The sequence below is a fragment of the Paracoccus limosus genome, assembly GCF_009711185.1.
GTDB lineage: Bacteria > Pseudomonadota > Alphaproteobacteria > Rhodobacterales > Rhodobacteraceae > Paracoccus > Paracoccus limosus.
This window is the reverse complement of record NZ_WMIF01000025.1, coordinates 16414-33464: the sequence shown is the minus strand read 5'-3', so window position 1 is coordinate 33464 and position 17051 is coordinate 16414. Positions and strand designations below refer to the sequence as shown.

16 protein-coding genes are annotated in these 17051 nt (G+C 66.3%); 6 read left to right on the top strand and 10 right to left on the bottom strand.

All coding sequences use genetic code 11. The features are described from left to right. The 6 genes from GL279_RS15205 to GL279_RS15180 are packed head-to-tail and all read left to right on the top strand — an operon-like array spanning position 1 to position 6795. The gene (locus tag GL279_RS15205; RefSeq protein WP_155065486.1) at positions 1-993 is read left to right on the top strand and encodes an ABC transporter ATP-binding protein; all 993 of its coding nucleotides are present in this window, start codon (positions 1-3) and stop codon (positions 991-993) included. Beyond that, entirely contained in the window at positions 990-1949 is a 960-nt protein-coding gene (locus tag GL279_RS15200; protein ID WP_155065485.1) for an ABC transporter ATP-binding protein, read from the top strand. The genes GL279_RS15205 and GL279_RS15200 overlap by 4 nt, the downstream gene beginning before the upstream one ends. Positions 1950-1973: 24 nt before the next feature. After that, the gene (locus GL279_RS15195; RefSeq protein ID WP_155065484.1) at positions 1974-3080 is read left to right on the top strand and encodes an acyl-CoA dehydrogenase family protein; all 1107 of its coding nucleotides are present in this window, start codon (positions 1974-1976) and stop codon (positions 3078-3080) included. Between the two features lie 12 nt (positions 3081-3092). Beyond that, entirely contained in the window at positions 3093-4430 is a 1338-nt protein-coding gene (locus tag GL279_RS15190; RefSeq protein ID WP_155065483.1) for an LLM class flavin-dependent oxidoreductase, read from the top strand. Further along, positions 4427-5722 carry an LLM class flavin-dependent oxidoreductase gene (locus GL279_RS15185; protein ID WP_155065482.1) on the top strand — a complete coding sequence of 432 codons (1296 nt, stop codon included), beginning with the start codon at positions 4427-4429 and terminating at the stop codon, positions 5720-5722. The genes GL279_RS15190 and GL279_RS15185 overlap by 4 nt, the downstream gene beginning before the upstream one ends. Before the next feature lie 26 nt (positions 5723-5748). Continuing rightward, positions 5749-6795, top strand: a complete 1047-nt coding sequence (locus GL279_RS15180; protein ID WP_155065481.1) for an ABC transporter substrate-binding protein — start codon at positions 5749-5751, stop codon at positions 6793-6795. Between the two features lie 229 nt (positions 6796-7024). On the opposite strand, the gene GL279_RS15175 is transcribed toward GL279_RS15180, so the two are convergent. The 10 genes from GL279_RS15175 to GL279_RS15130 all read right to left on the bottom strand — a co-directional run bounded on the left by GL279_RS15175 (position 7025) and on the right by GL279_RS15130 (position 17041). After that, entirely contained in the window at positions 7025-8236 is a 1212-nt protein-coding gene (locus GL279_RS15175; RefSeq protein ID WP_155065480.1) for an NAD(P)/FAD-dependent oxidoreductase, read from the bottom strand. Between the two features lie 9 nt (positions 8237-8245). After that, the gene (locus GL279_RS15170) at positions 8246-8566 is read right to left on the bottom strand and encodes a 2Fe-2S iron-sulfur cluster-binding protein (RefSeq protein ID WP_155065479.1); all 321 of its coding nucleotides are present in this window, start codon (positions 8564-8566) and stop codon (positions 8246-8248) included. A gap of 27 nt (positions 8567-8593) precedes the next feature. Next, on the bottom strand, positions 8594-9778 hold the full coding sequence (locus tag GL279_RS15165; protein WP_155065478.1) for a cytochrome P450: 1185 nt from the start codon (positions 9776-9778) through the stop codon (positions 8594-8596). Between the two features lie 122 nt (positions 9779-9900). After that, a complete protein-coding gene (locus tag GL279_RS15160) occupies positions 9901-10620 on the bottom strand; it encodes an ABC transporter ATP-binding protein (protein ID WP_155065477.1) in 720 nt (239 codons plus the stop codon). Then, on the bottom strand, positions 10613-11365 hold the full coding sequence (locus GL279_RS15155) for an ABC transporter ATP-binding protein (protein WP_155065476.1): 753 nt from the start codon (positions 11363-11365) through the stop codon (positions 10613-10615). The genes GL279_RS15160 and GL279_RS15155 overlap by 8 nt, the downstream gene beginning before the upstream one ends. Next, a complete protein-coding gene (locus GL279_RS15150; RefSeq protein ID WP_155065475.1) occupies positions 11362-12387 on the bottom strand; it encodes a branched-chain amino acid ABC transporter permease in 1026 nt (341 codons plus the stop codon). Before GL279_RS15150 ends, GL279_RS15155 begins: the two co-directional genes overlap by 4 nt. A gap of 10 nt (positions 12388-12397) precedes the next feature. Continuing rightward, positions 12398-13252, bottom strand: coding sequence for a branched-chain amino acid ABC transporter permease (locus tag GL279_RS15145; RefSeq protein ID WP_155065474.1), 855 nt, complete (start codon positions 13250-13252; stop codon positions 12398-12400). 108 nt (positions 13253-13360) lie between these two features. Next, positions 13361-14530, bottom strand: coding sequence for an ABC transporter substrate-binding protein (locus tag GL279_RS15140; RefSeq protein WP_155065473.1), 1170 nt, complete (start codon positions 14528-14530; stop codon positions 13361-13363). A 59-nt stretch (positions 14531-14589) separates the two neighbouring features. After that, on the bottom strand, positions 14590-15351 hold the full coding sequence (locus GL279_RS15135) for a GntR family transcriptional regulator (RefSeq protein WP_155065472.1): 762 nt from the start codon (positions 15349-15351) through the stop codon (positions 14590-14592). Between the two features lie 202 nt (positions 15352-15553). Then, positions 15554-17041: an AMP-binding protein gene (locus GL279_RS15130; protein ID WP_155065471.1), complete on the bottom strand. Its 1488-nt coding sequence runs from the start codon at positions 17039-17041 to the stop codon at positions 15554-15556. Positions 17042-17051 lie beyond the last annotated feature (10 nt).

Sequence of the window (17051 nt, the reverse complement as noted above, 5' to 3'; positions counted from 1 at the left end):
ATGTCCTGCCCTGCACCCATTGCGGCCCTGGCGCCCGATCTGCTGACCATTCGCAACCTGCGGGTGCATTTCCCCGGCCAGACGGGCGAGGTGCTGGCCGTCGATGGCGTGGACCTGACCCTGCGCGCGGGCGAAATCGTCGGGCTGGTGGGCGAATCCGGCAGCGGCAAAAGCGTGACGGCGATGTCGATCTTGCGGCTGGTGCCGGGCGCGCGCAGCAGCGGCCAGATTGCCCTTGAGGGGCGGGATCTGATCGGCCTTGGCGCGGCAGAGATGCGCGCCTTGCGGGGCGACCGGATCGGCATGGTGTTCCAGAACCCGATGACCTCGTTGAACCCGGCCTATACCATCGGCAACCAGCTGATCGAGGCGGTCCGGTTGCACCGCCCGCTTGGCCGGGGGGCTGCGCGTAAACTGGCGCTGACCCGGCTGGCCGAGGTTGGGCTGACCGATGCCGCGCGGGTCTTCACCTCTTATCCGCATGAGCTTTCTGGCGGCATGCGCCAGCGGGCGATGATCGCCATGGCGATGATCTGCGCGCCTGCCTTGTTGATCGCTGACGAGCCGACAACTGCATTGGGTGTGACGACACAGGCACAGATTCTGCATCTGCTGGACCGGCTGCGCCGTGAACATGGCACCGCGATCCTGCTGATCACCCATGATCTGGCTGTGGTGGCCGCAATCTGCGACCGGGTGGCCGTGATGTATGCGGGATCGGTGGTCGAGGAGGCCCCGTCCGACGATCTGATCGACCGGCCCCGCCACCCCTATACCCGGGCGTTGATCGAGGCGATCCCCTCGGAAACGGGCGACCGTCGCCGTCTTTATTCGATCCCCGGCGCGGCATTGATGCGGCCCGACGCCCAAGCCTGCGCTTTTGCCCCCCGCTGCGCCACCGCGAGCGAGCGATGCCGCGCGGCTCGTCCGCCGCTGATCACATCGGGCGCGCGTGGCTTGCGATGCTGGCACCCGCTGGAGGTCTCGCCATGACCGAACCCCTGTTGCGGATCAAGGGGTTGGTCAAGCACTACCCCGGCCGCCGTCGGCTGTTCGGGCCCCGCCCGGCCCCCACCCGCGCCATCGACGGCATCAGCTTTGACATCCACGCCGGCGAGACGCTGGGTCTGGTCGGCGAAAGCGGCTGCGGAAAATCCACCACCGGGCGGGCGATTCTGCAACTGGTGCGCCCGACCGCCGGGCAGGTGCGCTATCGCCATCAGGATCTGACTGCCCTGCCTGCCGCGCAGATGCGTGATCTGCGCCGCGAGATGCAGATGATCTTTCAGGATCCTTATTCCTCGCTCGACCCGCGGATGCGGGTGGCCGATCTGATCGCAGAGCCGCTGGACATCCACGGCATCGCGCGCGGGCCTGCCCGCCGGGAAAAGGTGGCCGAGCTTCTGGATGCCGTGGGCCTGCCGGCCAGCGCCTTGAGCCGGTATCCGCATGAGTTTTCGGGCGGCCAGCGTCAGCGCATCGGCATCGCCCGCGCGCTGGCTTTGTCGCCGAAATTCATCGTGGCGGACGAGGCCGTCTCGGCGCTTGACGTGTCGATCCAGGCGCAGGTGATCAACCTGATGCAGGATCTGCAGGACCGGCTGGGGCTGACCTATCTGTTCATCTCGCACAATCTGAATGTGGTGCGCCATATCAGCGACCGGGTCGGTGTGATGTATCTGGGCCAGTTGGTCGAGATCGGCACCAGCCGCGATGTCTTTGCCCGGCCCCTGCATCCCTACACCCGGGCGCTGATCGACGCGGCGCCCTCATTGAACGCCCGCCGCAGGGAACGGGTGATCCTGCAGGGCGAGGTTCCGAAAGCCGGCGTGCCGCGGGGCTGCATCTTTCGCAGTCGCTGCCCCGAGGCCCGCGCCCTTTGCGCAACCGACCGGCCCCAGCCCCGCGAGGCCGATGGCCGTCTGGTTGCCTGCCACAATATCTCCTGATCCAGCAAAGAAAGATCCGATCCCGTGACCCAGACCGACACCAACGCAGACCAGCCGCTGGCCACCCTGCTTGAGACCCTGGCCCGCATTGCCCCGCGCTCGGACGAAACCGGCGTGACCGATCCCGCCTCGATCACCGCACTGCGGGAAAGCGGCGTGCTGAATGCAAGCCTGCCGGTGGAATTGGGCGGTCAGGGCCAAAGCCCCGAGGCCATTCGCCACCTGCTGGAACAGATCGGCCGGGCCGATGCCTCGATCGGGATCATCTATTTCCAGCATCTGCTGGTGATCGACAATCTGCTGCGCTGGGGGTCCGAGGCGCAGAAGGCGGCCTATCTGCGGCGTCTGGCCAGCGGTGAGTTCCTTGCGGCTGCGGCATGGTCGGAATCGGGGGCAAACCGTCCCACGATTGCCGAACCCCATCCGGCCGGCGGCTACGTGCTGACCGGCCTGAAGACCTATACGACCGGGGCGGGGCTGGCCGATCTGTATCTTTTGCCCGCCGAGGTGCGCGAGGCCGGAAATGTCGTCCCCGCCACGCCCAGCCAGACCTTTTTCCTGTTGCAGCGCGAACATATCCATATTCCTGAACAGATCGGCTACAGCCTGTCAGGGATGCGCGGATCGTCGACCGGCTGGATCGAGCTGAAAGGCGCGCATGTGCCCGAGACGGCGGTATTCGGTGCGGTCGGCGGCGCGGGCGCGATCAAGGGCAATCTGTGGCGCAGCGGGCAATCGCTGGGGGCGGTGGCGCTTGGCATCTCGCGCGCGGCCTTTGCGCTTTTCAAGGCGCATGTAAAGGCCCGCGGCCTTGAGAGCAGTTCCGCCATCCGGGTCAAACTGACCGAGCTTGACACCAGGATCCATGCCATTGCCGCTTTTGTGACCCTTGCCGCGCGCGGCGATGCTCCGGCGCAGGAACTGCCCGCCATCGTGAGCGAGGCCAAGATATTTGCCTCCGAAACCGCCGAGGTGATCTGCCGCGAGGTGCAGCAACAGATCGGCAGCTTCTCCTACACTCGCGGCGCCGAGATCGAGCGGCTGTGGCGCGACGCGCGCGGTATCGCGCTGATGGGGCCTGCGAACCATCTCATGGCTGAAATGCTGGGCAGCCAGCTGGCGGCGGGTTGAAGGATCGCGCCCATGCCCAGCCCGCGCAAACAGATGCACCTGAACCTGTTTCTGAACAATTTCGGCGGCCATCCCGCCGGGCCATGGCTGCCGGAGACCGACCGGCGGCGGGTGACCGACATCACCTATTGGCAAAACATCGCCCGCAAGGCCGAAGCCGCGCGGCTGGATGCCATCTTCATGGCGGGGGCGGTGGGCCATGTGCAGCAGCCAAAGATGAACCCGCTGATCGGGATGGACATGCTGCTGATGCTGGCGGCGCTGGCCGGCGTGACCAGCCGCATCGGGTTGATCTCGACCCTGTCGACCACCTTCAACGAGCCCTGGCAGGCGGCGCGGCAATTCGCGACGCTGGACCATATCAGCCAGGGTCGCGCGGGCTGGAATATCGTCACCTCGACCAGCGAGAACGAGGCGCAGAACTTTGGCCTTGACCGGCTGCCCGATCACGCCGCGCGCTATGATCGGGCGCGTGAGTTTCTGGAGGTGACCTTCCAGCTTTGGGACAGCTATGATGCCGATGCGCTTCTGCGCGGCAAGGAACAGGGCTGGATGGTCGCCTCTGACAGCGTCCGCGCCATCGACCACCGGGGGCCGTGGTTCAAGGTCAAGGGACCGGCGATCCTGCCCGCATCACCCCAGCATTACCCGGTGCTGTCGCAGGCGGGCGCCTCCGAGGCGGGTCTGGATTTCGCCGCCCGCTGGTCGGAATTGATCTATGCCGGCGCGATCTCGCTGCCAGAAGGGCAGGCCTATGCCGCCAATATCCGCGAGCGGCTGCTGCGGATTGGCCGCGCCCCCGATGCGGTCAAGATCCTGCCGAACCTGATCCCGGTCATCGGCCGGACCGAGGCCGAGGCGCGCGCCAAAGAGGACTACCTCAACAGCCATATCCACCCCGAAACCGGACTGGAACGCATCCGCGAGCTGTTGAAGATCGATCTGTCCGGGTTGCCGGATGACGCACCGATCCCGGCCTTCCCCTCGCTTGACCAGATCAACGGCCATCGCGGCCATTACCAGCGAGTGGCGGATTACATTCATCAAAACCGTCCCACGGTGCGGCAACTGATCGAATGGGTCGCGCCATCGGGGCGCAAGATCGTGCGCGGCACGCCTGCGGAACTGGCCGATATGATGGAGGAATGGGTGCAGGCAGGGGCCTGCGACGGGTTCAACGTCAACCCCTCGCATTTCTCGGGCGGGTTCGATGATTTTACCGAGCTTCTGGTGCCGGAACTGCAACGCCGGGGCAGCTTCCGCCGGGACTATGCCGAGGGCACCCTGCGCGCACGCTTTGGCACCACGCCACCGTCCGCCAGCCTGCCGGTGCTGGAGGCGGCACAATGAGCAACCCTCGCCAGATGCATCTCAACATCTTCCTGCGCGCCTTTGGCGGACATATGGGTGCTGGCCGCCTGCCGGGGGTGAACCCCTATGACACGGTGGACCCGGATTATCATATCCGTTTCGCCCAACGGGCCGAGGCCGCGCGGTTCGATGCGATCTTCACCGCCAGCGCCTCCGGATTTCTGGAGGACATCCGCCGCACCACCTTCTTTGGGCTGGACACCACCGCGCTGCAGTCGGCCTTGGCGATGGTCACGCGGCAGATCGGGCTGATCTCGACCGTCTCGACCACCTTCACCGAGCCTTTCGTGACCGCGCGCCAATTGGCCACGCTGGATCATCTGAGCAAGGGGCGCGCGGGCTGGAACATCGTCACCTCTTCGGGCGATGCCGAGGCGCAGAACTTTGGACAGGACCGCATTCTTGCGCATGAGCTGCGCTATGCCCGCGCGGCGGAATTCCTTGAGGTGACCCAGAAGCTCTGGGACAGCTGGGATGCCGACGCCTTCGAGAAAAGCGCGGCAAGGGGCGTGATCGCCGATCCCGAATTCGTGCGCGAGATCCACCATGCGGGCGAATGGTTCCGTGTGAAGGGGCCCGCAATCCTGCCACGTCCGCCGCAGGGTCGCCCGCTCTTGGTGCAGGCGGGATCGTCGAGTGATGGCACCGCCTTTGCCGCCAGAAATGTCGATGCGGTTTTCACCAATCAGGCCGATCTGGCCGGATCGCGCGCCTTTTACGCCTGGATCAAGGCCGAGGCCGAAGGCTTTGGCCGCGACCCGGCCAGCCTGAAGGTTCTGCCCGGCCTGATCCCGATTGTCGCTGCCACCGAAGCCGAGGCGCGCGAAAAGAAGGACCAGCTCGATGCGCTGATCCCGCGCGACTATCAGCTGGATGTGCTGCGCCATTCCCTGGGGCTGAACATCGACGGTTTGCGCGACACCGATCCTCTGCCCCCCTTCCCGGCGGTGGAAAGCGTGAATTCGCGCAAGGGGCGGTTCCTGATGCTGAAACAGCTGCTCGACACGCCGGGCATCACGCTGGGCGAGGCGATCCGGCGGCTGAACGGGCTGAACCACACCGCGGCCGTTGTCGGCACCCCCGCACAGGTCGCCGACGAGATGGAGCATTGGTTCACCACCGGCGCAGCCGATGGCTTCAACATATCGGCCCCCAGCTACCCATGGGGGTTCGAGGCGATCTGCGACCTGCTGATCCCCGAATTGCAGCGTCGCGGTCTGTTCCGTCGCGACTATGCCGAATCCACCCTGCGCGCGCGTTTTGCCGCCTGACCCGAATTGTGCCTGAAAGGACCACCATGACCCGGACGATCTGGACCACCCGCTGTCCGATCCCAAATGCGCTGAGCATCGCCAGCGCGCGCGGCCATCTGACCGCCGATCTGGCAAAACACGGCGTCAGCCTGCAATCGCTGGCCACCAGCACCGACCCCGCCGTGCGCCAGTCGCATTTCGTGCAAAGCCAGCCCTGGTTCGTGCGTCAGGGTGGCAATACGCCGCCGCTGGTCTCGGCCTCGCGCGGCAAGCGCATCAAGATCCTTGGTTTGACCTGTTCCAGCCAGGGCGAGGGGCTTTACGCCTTGCCCGGCTCGGGGATCACCTCGGCCAGCGATATCAGGGGCAAGCGGATTTCGCTGCCGCGCCAGATCCATGATCCGGTGGATTTCTGGCAGGCCTCGGTCCGGCACGGCGTCTCGCATGCGCTGGCTCAGGCCAATCTGACCGAGGATGACATCAACTGGGTCGATGTGATCATTGAACGAACATATGTGTCACGCGCGACCGACAGCACCGATGCGGCCAAAACGCTGTGGGATTCCAGCTTCATGCTGGGCCATCAGCGCGAAGAGGCAGCCGCCTTGCTGGCAGGCAGGGTCGATCTGATCTATTCCGCAGGCTCTATCGCGACCTTGACTGCCGGGTTCACCGGTGCCGAAAGGGTGGTGGATCTGTCGCGCCCGGTGGATGTGCTGAAACGGGTGTCGAACTCCACTCCGGCGCTGCTGACCACCACGGCCGACCTTTACGAAGAGCGCCCCGAACTGGTCGATCTGCTGGTGCGGCATGTGGTGGAGTCCGCGCATTGGGCGCAAGGCCACCGCGCCGAGGCCCGCCGCATCATCGGCATCGAAACCGGGCTACCCGAGGATCTGGTCGAATCCGGCTGGGGTTCGGATATCGAGGAACGTCTGGTCCCCGGTCTGGAGGCCAGCCAGATCACTGCGTTGGAACGGCAGATCGATTTCTTGTCGCGTCAGGGGTTCCTTGAAGGCACACTGTCGTTGGACGATCTGATCGCGCCAGAGCCGCTTGCTCGCGCTATCGCTTATGCCGAGGAGGGGTGAAGAGGCATTAAGCGGCAATTCTGATGCCAGACCGGGCGATGTCCGGGGCGCTCTGCGGCGCCGATCGGATCTGTCGCGGTCTTCTGACGGCGTCAGGTTGTGGCTGGTCCTGGGGTCGTGCTTTTGACGCTCTGGACCTGTGCATCGCCGAGAAGGCGGGCGCCCCCCCCGGCGATGAACGGGCCGCAGAACCGCGGCTACGCCCAAGTTGCGAGTTTGGATCCGGTCGTCAGGCATGGGCCTTGATCGCGGCCTTCAGGTCGAAGTCATGGGCCCGCAATGTCTGGATATCGCAGCCGATCAGGCGTCGCGCGGCCATGTGGATGCCGGGGGCGTTGATCGTCTCGACCGCCGCCAGCCGGCCATGGCGGAACAGCAGGGTTGCGGGCTCGCCATCGGGCGGGGCAAGGGGGATGATCTCATCGGCTTCGGTCAGCAGGCCGGCGATCTGAAGCTTGTATTTGCCCTGATCCGACCAGAACCACGGCACGGCGGCATAGGGCGCGATCTCTGCTTTCAGCAGCCGTTTCGCGATATGGCGGGCGTGATCGACGGCCGCCTGCACCGATTCAAGCCGGATAGACTGGCCCAGTGGCCCCGGAAAGGCCGCGACATCGCCAAGCGCCGAGATCGCCGGGTCGCTGGTCGCAAGCGTGCCATCGACCAGGATGCCATTCTGACAGACCAGCCCCGCCGCCTCGGCCAGTTCGATATTGGGCCGCACGCCCGTCGCGATCAGCGCCATGTCGCCCGCGACCTGCCGGCCATCGGCCAGTTCCACCCCCGAGACATGCCCGTCGCCATCCACCAGCACCCGCGCGGCCTTGGCGTCCAGCAAGACCTCGGTGCCCATGTCGCGGTGCAGCTTCAGAAAATGCGCCGACATCGGCGGGGACAGGGCGCGCGACATCAGGCGCGGCGCGGCCTCGATCACCGTGACCGCGATGCCGGCGGCGCGGGCCATGGCCGCGAATTCAAGCCCGATGAAGCCGCCGCCGACCACGATGGCGTGGCGCGTGGCGGCCAGCGCCGCGCGGATGGCCGCGGCATCGGTCAGGGTGCGAAGCTCATGCACGCCCGGCGCCTGCAGGCCGGGGATCGGCGGGCGCATGTTGCGCGCCCCGGTCGCGATCACCAGATGATCATAGACATGCCGGGTGTCGTCGGCGCAGATCGCCTCGCGCGTGGCGCGGTCGATTGCCGTCACCCGCACCCCGTCGCGCAGCGTGATCGCCGCGCGTTCGTAAAAGCTGGCCGGTTTCAGCACCAGCGCGCCGGCATCGCCATTCGCCATATAGGCCTTGGAGAGCGGCGGGCGCTGATAGGGCAGGCCGGGTTCCTCGCCCAGCATCAGGATCTCGCCCGAAAACCCCTCTTGCCGCAGGCTGGCGGCCATCTGCAGGCCGCCCTGACCTGTGCCGATGATGATGATGCGATCCATGGCGGCGTCCTATAATTGCGATTCCGGCAGGTGGATGACCAGCCCGTCCAATTCGCGGCGCAGTCTGATCTGGCAGGACAGGCGGCTGGTGGGCTTCACCTCGGATGCGGCGCAGTCCAGAAGGTCGCTTTCGCCGTCCTCTTGCCCGCCGACCGCCGCCGCCCATGCCTCATCGACATAGCAATGGCAGGTCGCGCACATCATCGAGCCGCCACATTCGCCGATGATGCCGTCCACATCGTTCTGCACGGCGGTGTGCATGACGCTGTCGCCTTCTTTGGCCTCGACCTCGGTCGTGGTGCCATCGGCGGCGATGAAGGTGATTTTCATAAGGGTTCTCCTTGCGTGATGCTGGGGTCAGCCCAGTTTGACGGGCAGGTTGATCGGGCCGCGAAAGCCGAAGCCGCGCCATTGCACGATCTCCGGGTCGGGCAGGGTGATGTCGGGGAAACGGTCGAACAGCATCTCCAGCATGACGGCACCGACGGTGCGGCGCGCGACATGGGTGCCCGCGCAGTGATGCGGCCCCGAGCCAAAGGACAGATGCGGGTTCTTGGCCCTGAACACGTCGAATTTCTCGGGATGGTCAAAGACGTCCTCATCATGATTGGCCGAGGCCTGAATGGTCATCACCGTGTCGCCCCTGGGGATGTGGAACCCGCCGATCTCGACATCCTCAAGGACCAGCCGGGACGAGGCCTGGATCGGCGCGACCCAGCGCACGCCTTCCTCGAAGGCCGGGCCCCATTTCTGGCTGCGTTTCAGTTCTTCAAGCTGCTCGGGTTCGGTCAGCAAGCCGTAGACAATGGTCGAGAGCGCGTCGCGCGGCTCGTTGATGCCGCCGCCGATGGCGATCTTGATATTGGCGATGATCTGGCTCATCGGGATCGGATTTTCGGCATTGACCATGACCGACAGCGCCGAAGGGTCGGGCTCGGCCCGCACCCGCTTGACGGCATCTTCCAGCAGCGCGTTCATTTCCAGATTGGCATGGTCCGAGATGACAAAGGGTTCGGGCTGCCAGCCGAAATTGCCGGCGCCGTCGATCAGGGCCTGCGACCAGAAGATCATCTCTTCGTCCGTGGCCTCGGGGATCCCGAGGATATGGGCCAGGATCCGGGCCGCGATCGGCGCCGACAGATCCTTGTGCAGATCGACGATCTCGCCTTTCGGCAGCCGGTCCAGATAATCGCCGGCCAGTTGGCGATAGAGCGGCTGCCAGACATCCTGTATGGTCTTGGGCATCAGCGACGAGGCCATGGCCATGCGTTCGGCCATATGTTCGGGGCCGTCCTTGCGCATCAGGGTATGGGCCTGAAAGGCCTTTTTCATCGGCGTGTTCGGATCGTTCGAGGAAAACAGCGCCGGCGTATCCTTGACGTATTTGCAATCGGCGTATCTGGTCAGAAACGTGCGGCCGACCGATTTCACCCGCGTCACGGGCGCTTCGGCGCGCAGGCGCTTGTAGATCGGATAGGGCGCGGTCGTAAGCTGGTCGATGGTGATCGTCTCGTCCAGCGGCGCAAGCGTGTGGTCCGGCATGATGTCCTCCTGAGAAGATGCGTAGGGGCGGGTGTTTCAGCCCGCACAGGGTGTCGTTGCAGGGCGGCCGGGGCGTTCCGGCGATCCCGATGCGGTGTGGGGTGGCGGCGGGGTATCCGGGCTCATGCGGCGGCGCCTTTGGCGATGACGCCAAGGTGCTGCTCCAGGGGCGCGGGATCGGCCAGCAGCGCGGCGCTGGCCGCCTGATGCACGATGGCGCCCCGGTCCAGGATCACCGCGCGGTCGGTGACTTTCAGGATCTTGCGGGCGTGCTGTTCGACGATGATCGTCGCCATGCCCTCGTCGCGGATGATGCGGCGGATCGAGGCCAGAAGCTGCTCGATGATGATCGGCGCCAGCCCCTCGGTCGGTTCGTCCAGCAGCAACAGGCGCGGGTTCAGCATCAGGGCCCGGCCGACGGCCAGCATCTGCTGTTCGCCGCCCGACAGCTGGTTGCCCATATTGCTCCGCCGTTCGGCCAGACGCGGGAACATCTCGTAGACGCGGGCCAGCGTCCATTTGCCGGGCCGGGCGATGGCGGTCAGGTTCTCCTCGACCGTCAGCGAGCGAAAGATGTTGCGCTCCTGCGGCACCCAGCCGATGCCGGCATGGGCGCGGGCCTCGGGCGACAGCCGGGTCACGTCGCGCCCGGCCAGCCGGACGGTGCCGCCAAAGCGGCGGGTGACACCGATGATGCTGTCCAGAAGCGTGGTCTTGCCGACACCGTTGCGGCCCAGCACGGCCAGCGCCTCGCCCTCGGCCAGACGCAGGCTGAGGTCGGGAATGACCACGGCCTCGCCATGGCCGGCGCGCAGATTGTCCAGTTCCAACAGGTCAGGCATGTTCGTCGCTTCCCAGATAGACTTCCTGCACGCGGGCGTCGGCCATGATCTCGGCCACGCTGCCCTCGGCGAAATGGGTGCCGTTCACCAGAACGGTGATCCGTTCTGCAAAGGAAAAGACCAGATCCATGTCGTGTTCGATCAGCAGGATCGACACGTCGCGCGGCAGTTCCGCCAGCGTCTCCAGCAATTCGCCGCGCTCGGCCTCGGGCACGCCGGCGGCGGGTTCGTCCAGCAGCAGCACGCGCGGATTTCCCGCCAGAGCCAGCGCGATTTCCAGCAGACGCTGCTTGCCATAGGGCAGGGCGCGGGTCGGCTGGTCCATGACATCGGTCAGGCGAAAGCGCTCGACCAGTTCGGCGATCTCGCTCAGGATGTCGCGGCGGCTGCCCAGCCGACGCCAGATGTCGCCGCCGCCCCCCATCCGCTCGGACACAGCCAGACCGATGCTTTCGACCGGCGTCATCGCCGCGAACAGCTGGTTGATCTGGAAGGTCCGGCCCAGCCCCAGCCGGGCGCGCTGGATCTGGCTGCGGGCGGTCACATCCTCGCCGTCCAGCAGGATCCGGCCGCCGTCCGTGGGCAGCACCCCGGTCAGCAGGTTGACAAAGGTGGTCTTGCCGGCGCCGTTCGGGCCGATCAGCGCGTGGCGGGCGCCGTGTTCCAGCACCAGCGAGACCTTGTTGGTCGCGACCAGCCCGCCGAAGCGCTTTTCCAGATTGATGGTTTGCAAGGCGGCGCTCATGCCCGGCCCTCCGCATGCAGCCGGCGCATCAGGGTGCGGGGCAGGGTCTGGATGCGGTCGCGTCCGATCAGCACGACGACCAGCAGCACCAGCCCCATCCAGAACATCCAGTATTGCGGCGTGAGGGCCGAGAACCAGTCCTGCAACAGCTTGAAGGCCACCGCGCCGATCAGCCCGCCGTAAAGATAGCCCACGCCGCCCAGCACCAGCACCAGCAGCACATCCGCCGAGCGGTGGAATGCCAGCACGTCCAGCGACACGAACATGGTGGTCTGGGTCAACAGCGCCCCGGCGATGCCCGCGATCAGTGCCGAAAAGGCATAGATCGCCAGCAGGCGCGGTCCGACCGGGATGCCCATGCTGCGGGCGCGCAGCGCATTGTCGCGGATGGCGCGCAGCGACAGCCCATAGGGCGAGGTGACGATCCGCCGCGCGATCAGCGTCAGGACAAAGGTCACGATCAGGCAGTAGCCATAGGCAGTGGTGCCGAACAGATCGAACTCGAACCGGCCCAGCAGCGGGTCGATCATCACGCCCTGCAAGCCGTCGGCGCCGCCGGTCAGCCACGAGGCCTTGTTCGCTGCCTCGTAAAGCAGCATGGCCACGCCCAGCGTCACCATCAGCCGCGTCAGGTCCGAGGCCCGCAGGAGCAGCAGCGGCCCCGTCGCCAGCCCCAGCGCAGCCGCAGCCAGCGCGGCCAGCGCAAGGCCGGTCAGCGGTTCGGCGGTCAGGTGGATCGAGGTCAGCCCGGCGACATAGGCGCCCAGCCCGAAAAACGCGCCATGACCCAGCGTGACCACGCCGGCATAGCCGATGATCAGGTCTAAAGACAGCGCGAACAGGCCCAGAATGACGATCTCGGACAGCAGCAGGTGTTGGTCCGGCAGCAGAAAGAAGCTGGCGGCGGCGCAAAGCCAGAACAGGATTTCGGCCGGTTTCCAGCGGGCGCGGCGGGTCAGGTCGCGGGCGGCGCGCTGCCGGATCGGGGCGGGCGGGGTGGCGGACAGGAATGTGTCGGTCATGGTCGGTCCTCTAGCGGGCGGGGGCGATGAGGCCCTGCGGGCGCAGGATCAGCAGCACGATCATCAGCAGGTAGATCAGAAAGGCGCCAAGCTCGGGGATGTAGTATTTCCCCGCCACATCGGCGGTGCCGATGATCAGCGCGGCAAGAAACGGGCCGGTCAGCGTGGCCGTGCCGCCAATGGTGACGACGATCAGCACATAGACCAGGATCTTTAACGGGAATGTCGGGTCCAGCCCCATGATCTCGATCCCCAGCGCCCCGCCCAGACCGGCAAGGCCCGAGCCCGTGGCAAAGGTCAGCGCAAAGATGCCGCCGACATTGATGCCGAGGCCACGCGCGGCGCGCTGATCATCCACCGCTGCCCGCAGCCGGGCGCCAAAGCGGGTGCGGCTCAGCAGCAGCTGCAGACCGATCACCAGCGCGGCGCAGACAAGGATCAGGAAGGCGCGATAGCGGCCGATGGCGATGCCGGCGATCTCGAACCGGCCCTGCAGCCAGCCGGGCAGGGTGATCAGCATCTGGCTGGAGCCCAAAAGCCAATCCGCCGCCGCCATCGCCATGAAGACCAAGGCGATCGAAAACAGCACCTGCTCCAGATGGCTGCGGCGATACATGCGGGCATAAAGCGTGCGCTCGGCCAGCATCCCGACCAGCGCCGGCACCAGAAAGGCCAGAGGCAGCGTGGCCAGAAAGGGCAGGCCCATCCGGTTCATCGTCAGGGCGGTGACATAGCCGCCGATCATGGCAAAGGCGCCATGGGCGAGGTTGACGAAATTCATCAGCCCCAGCGTCACGGCCAGCCCCGAGGCCATGACAAAGAGCAGCATTCCATAGGCAATCCCGTCGATCAGGATGGTCAGCATTCGCGCGTTCCTTGGCATGCGGGGGCCGGTCCCGCGCCGGATGATCGGCGCGGGTGCGTCAGGCCCCGTGGCTTGGGGTTGGGTTACGAGCCGGACGTGCCGGGGTCGTTACTTGCCGGGGTCCTTGACCGCCTCGAAGGTCTCGAACTCGACGTTCCAAAGCTGATCGCCCTGACGCTCGACGCGGCGCAGATAGACGTTCTGCACGATGTCGCGGGTCTCGGGGTCGATGCTGACCGGGCCGCGCGGGCTTTCCCAGCTCAGGCCCTTCATCGCCGCGATCACCTTGTCGCCGTCGCTGTCGCCGCCGGTCTTTTCCAGCGCCGCATAGATCGCATGCATGCCGTCATAGCCGCCGACGGCCATGAAATTCGGTCGCATGCCGGGATTGGCCTTCTGGAAGGCCTCGACAAAGGCCTTGTTCGCCGGGCTGTCATGCGCGGCCGAATAGTGAAAGCCGGTGATCGCGGCCAGCGCCGGATCGCCCATGCCGTTCAGAATGTCATCATCGGTGATGCCGCCATCGGCCAGCAGCTTGATGCCCGACTTGTCCAGCCCGCGCTCGACGAATTGCTTCATGAACTGGGCGCCGACCCCCGAAGGCACGAAGACGAAGACCGCATCGGGTTTGGCATCCGCAACCTTTTGCAGAAAGGGCGAAAAGTCGGGGTTCTGCAGCGGCAAGCGCAGGGTTTCGGGCACCTCGCCACCCGCCGCGCCGAAGGTGGCGACGAAGGTCTTTTCGGCGTCGATGCCGGGTCCGTAGTCCGAAACCACGGTCACCACGCGTTTCATGCCCTCTTTCGCCGCCCATTCGGCGATCTTCGAGGTGACCTGCGGCGTGGTATAGCTGGTGCGCACTACATAGGGCGAACTTTCGGTGACGGACGAGGTCGCCGCCGCCATCACCACCGTCGGCATCTTGGCGCGGGTGGACAAGGGCGCGGTCGCCATGGCCAGCGGCGTCAGGCCAAAGCCCGCCAGCGCGCCGACCTTGTCGCGCACGATCAGCTCCTGGGCCAGCCGCTTGGTGCTGTCGGCGACCGAGGCGTCATCCTTGACGATCAGTTCGATCTTGCGGCCGGCCACCTCGTCGCCATGCTCGGCAACATACAGCCTGGCCGCTGCCTCGATCTGGCGCCCGGTCGAGGCGAAGGGGCCGGTCATCGGCAGGATCAGCCCGACCTTGAAGGGCGTGCCCTCGGCCAGAGCCGGCAGACCGGCAAGCGCGGTCGAGGCCGCCAGGACCGCGCCCAGCAGCAGGTTTCGTCTTTGCATGGATATTCTCCTCCCATTCTGGCTGGCGCGCGGCCTCCTCGCCGGCGCTGACTTGTGGTTCAGCCGGTCTCCTCATCGGACTGGCGGATCAGGGCGGCGCCCCGGATCCGGTCCAGAAGCTGGCTGGAGTCGACGGCGCGCGTCAGGTTGCGCAGCGACAGCCGCCCATGTTCGCGCATGATCGCCTCGGCCCGCGCGCCCTGACGGTCGCGGATGGCGTCGACGACGGCGCGGTGGTGGTCCTGACCGATCAGCAGGTGCCGGCGCGCGGCGCGGTCGCTTTCATACATGCCGACCAGCGCGCTGGCCGAGGCAAAGGGCCGGGCATTGGCGCGCGCGACCTCTTGCGCCAGAAGCGCGCTGCCGGTCGCGGCTACCAGCGCGTCGTGAAACCGCGCGTTCAGCCGCTCATAGGCCGGCAGATGCGCGCAGCCGAAATCGTCATCGCCCAGCAGCAGGTCGAATTCGCCCAAAAGATCGACCAGCTCGGCCAGTGCTACGGCAGCGATGCCGCGTTCGGCCAGCAGGCGGGCGCACATGCCCTCGATCATGCCGCGCAGCTCGATGGTTTCCGCGATCTCGTCGCGCGACAGCTGGCGGATGAAATAGCCGCCGCCCGTCTGTGCGGTCAGCAGCCCCTCATCGGTCATGCGTTGCAGGGCGGCGCGGATCGGCGTGCGCGACATTTCCAGCATCTCGGCAAGCTGGGTCTCGGTATAGCGCTCGCCGGGGCGCAGGCGGCCGTCGATGATCATGTCGCGCAGCGTCATCGCGGCGCGGGCGGTCTGGGTCTGACCTGATCTGTGTTCGTCGCGAATCATACAGCCTCCGTCGCTTGTGGGTGTATACACAAAAACGCGGAAGCCCGGCGATAAAATCAAAAATATACGACTTTCGGCGGGTGATCCGAGGGTGTTTGTATACACGACCTGGCCGGCGTCGCGGATTCTGCCCGAAGAAAGGACCGCAACCGGGAATGCGGGCCGTTCTGGGCCCCGGCCATCGCTGGCCGGAGCCCGGAAATCACAGCGCCTGTTTCAGCAGATGTTTCATCACCTTGCCCGAGCCGGTGCGCGGCAGCTTGTCCACGATGCGGAACAACTTGGGCACCTTGTAGCGGGCGATCAGGCGCTGGCAATGCGCGGTCAGATCGTCATGGTCCGGCGCGCTGCCCGCAGTCGCGACGATGAAGGCGCAGCCGACCTCGCCCCAGCGTTCGTCGGGGATGCCGATGACGGCGACCTCGCGCACGGCGGGATGTTCGACCAACGCCGCCTCGACCTCGACCGGGTAGACGTTTTCGCCGCCCGAAATGAACATGTCCTTCTTGCGATCGGCGATGCTGATGAAGCCGTCCGGATCGCGGATGCCGATATCGCCGGTGCGGATCCAGCCATCGGCGGTAAAGGCGCGGCCGCGTTCCTCGGGGCGGCCCCAATAGTCGGGGATGACGTTCAGGCCAAAGATCAGGATTTCGCCCGGCGTGCCGTCGGGGACATCGCGGTCCTCTTCATCGACCAGCCGCACTGCGGTCAGCGGCCCGGCAAGGCCGACCGAGCCGGCCTTTTCGCGGATCAGATCGGGGTTCAGCGGCATGCCAAGCGTGGTGCCGGTTTCGGTCATGCCATAGCCATCGACCATGCGCACGTCGTGATCCAGCCACCAGCGGATATGCGCGGGCGGGTTCGGCGCGCCGCCGGTGAACAGCGCCTTGAGCGAGGTCCAGCCTTGCGGCGCGAAATTCGGCGCGTCGCGCAGCGCCTCGGCCATTTGCGGCACGCAGAAGTAATGCGTGATGCCCAACGAGGCATCGCCCAGCCAGTCATTGGTCCGCAGGGCATCGAAACCCGGCGAGACGAGGATGCGCCCGCCCCGCAACAGCGGCGGCCAGATCTGGGTGACGATGCCGATGACATGGAACATCGGACTGTCGCACAGGAACACCGCCCCGGTATCGACCTCGCCCAGCACGTTGAAGTTCACTGCGGTCGCCAGCAGGAATTGCGGGGTCAGCATCGCCCCCTTGGGCGTCCCCGAGGTGCCCGAGGTATAAAGGATGATGCAGCAATCCATGCCCGAATGCGGCAGGCAGGGCGGCGCGGGATCGGCGGCGTCCACGGCGGCGGTGAACGCGGCCATGGGCATCGCCCGGCAGCCCGGTGGCAGCTCGGGCAGCGTCTGATCGGCGACCAGCAGGCGCGGCGTGCAGTCCAGCAGCAGCCGCGCCAGCTCGGGCAGCGACAGCCGCCAGTTCAGCGGCACGAAGATCGCGCCGATGCGCATCAGCGCCTGTTGCAGCACCACCTGATGCACGCTGTTGCGGGCCAATGCCGCCACCCGGTCGCCCCGGGTGACGCCGTCCCGCGTCAGGACCGCGACGGCGCGCTGGACGTCGCGATCAAGGTCGCGATAGCGCCAGCGCCGGCCCGTCGCCAGATCGACGGCGGCCAGCGCCTCGGGCCGCAGCCGCGCGTGCAGCGCGACCGGGTCCGGCGAGATGAAATCGAGCATGGTTTCCTCC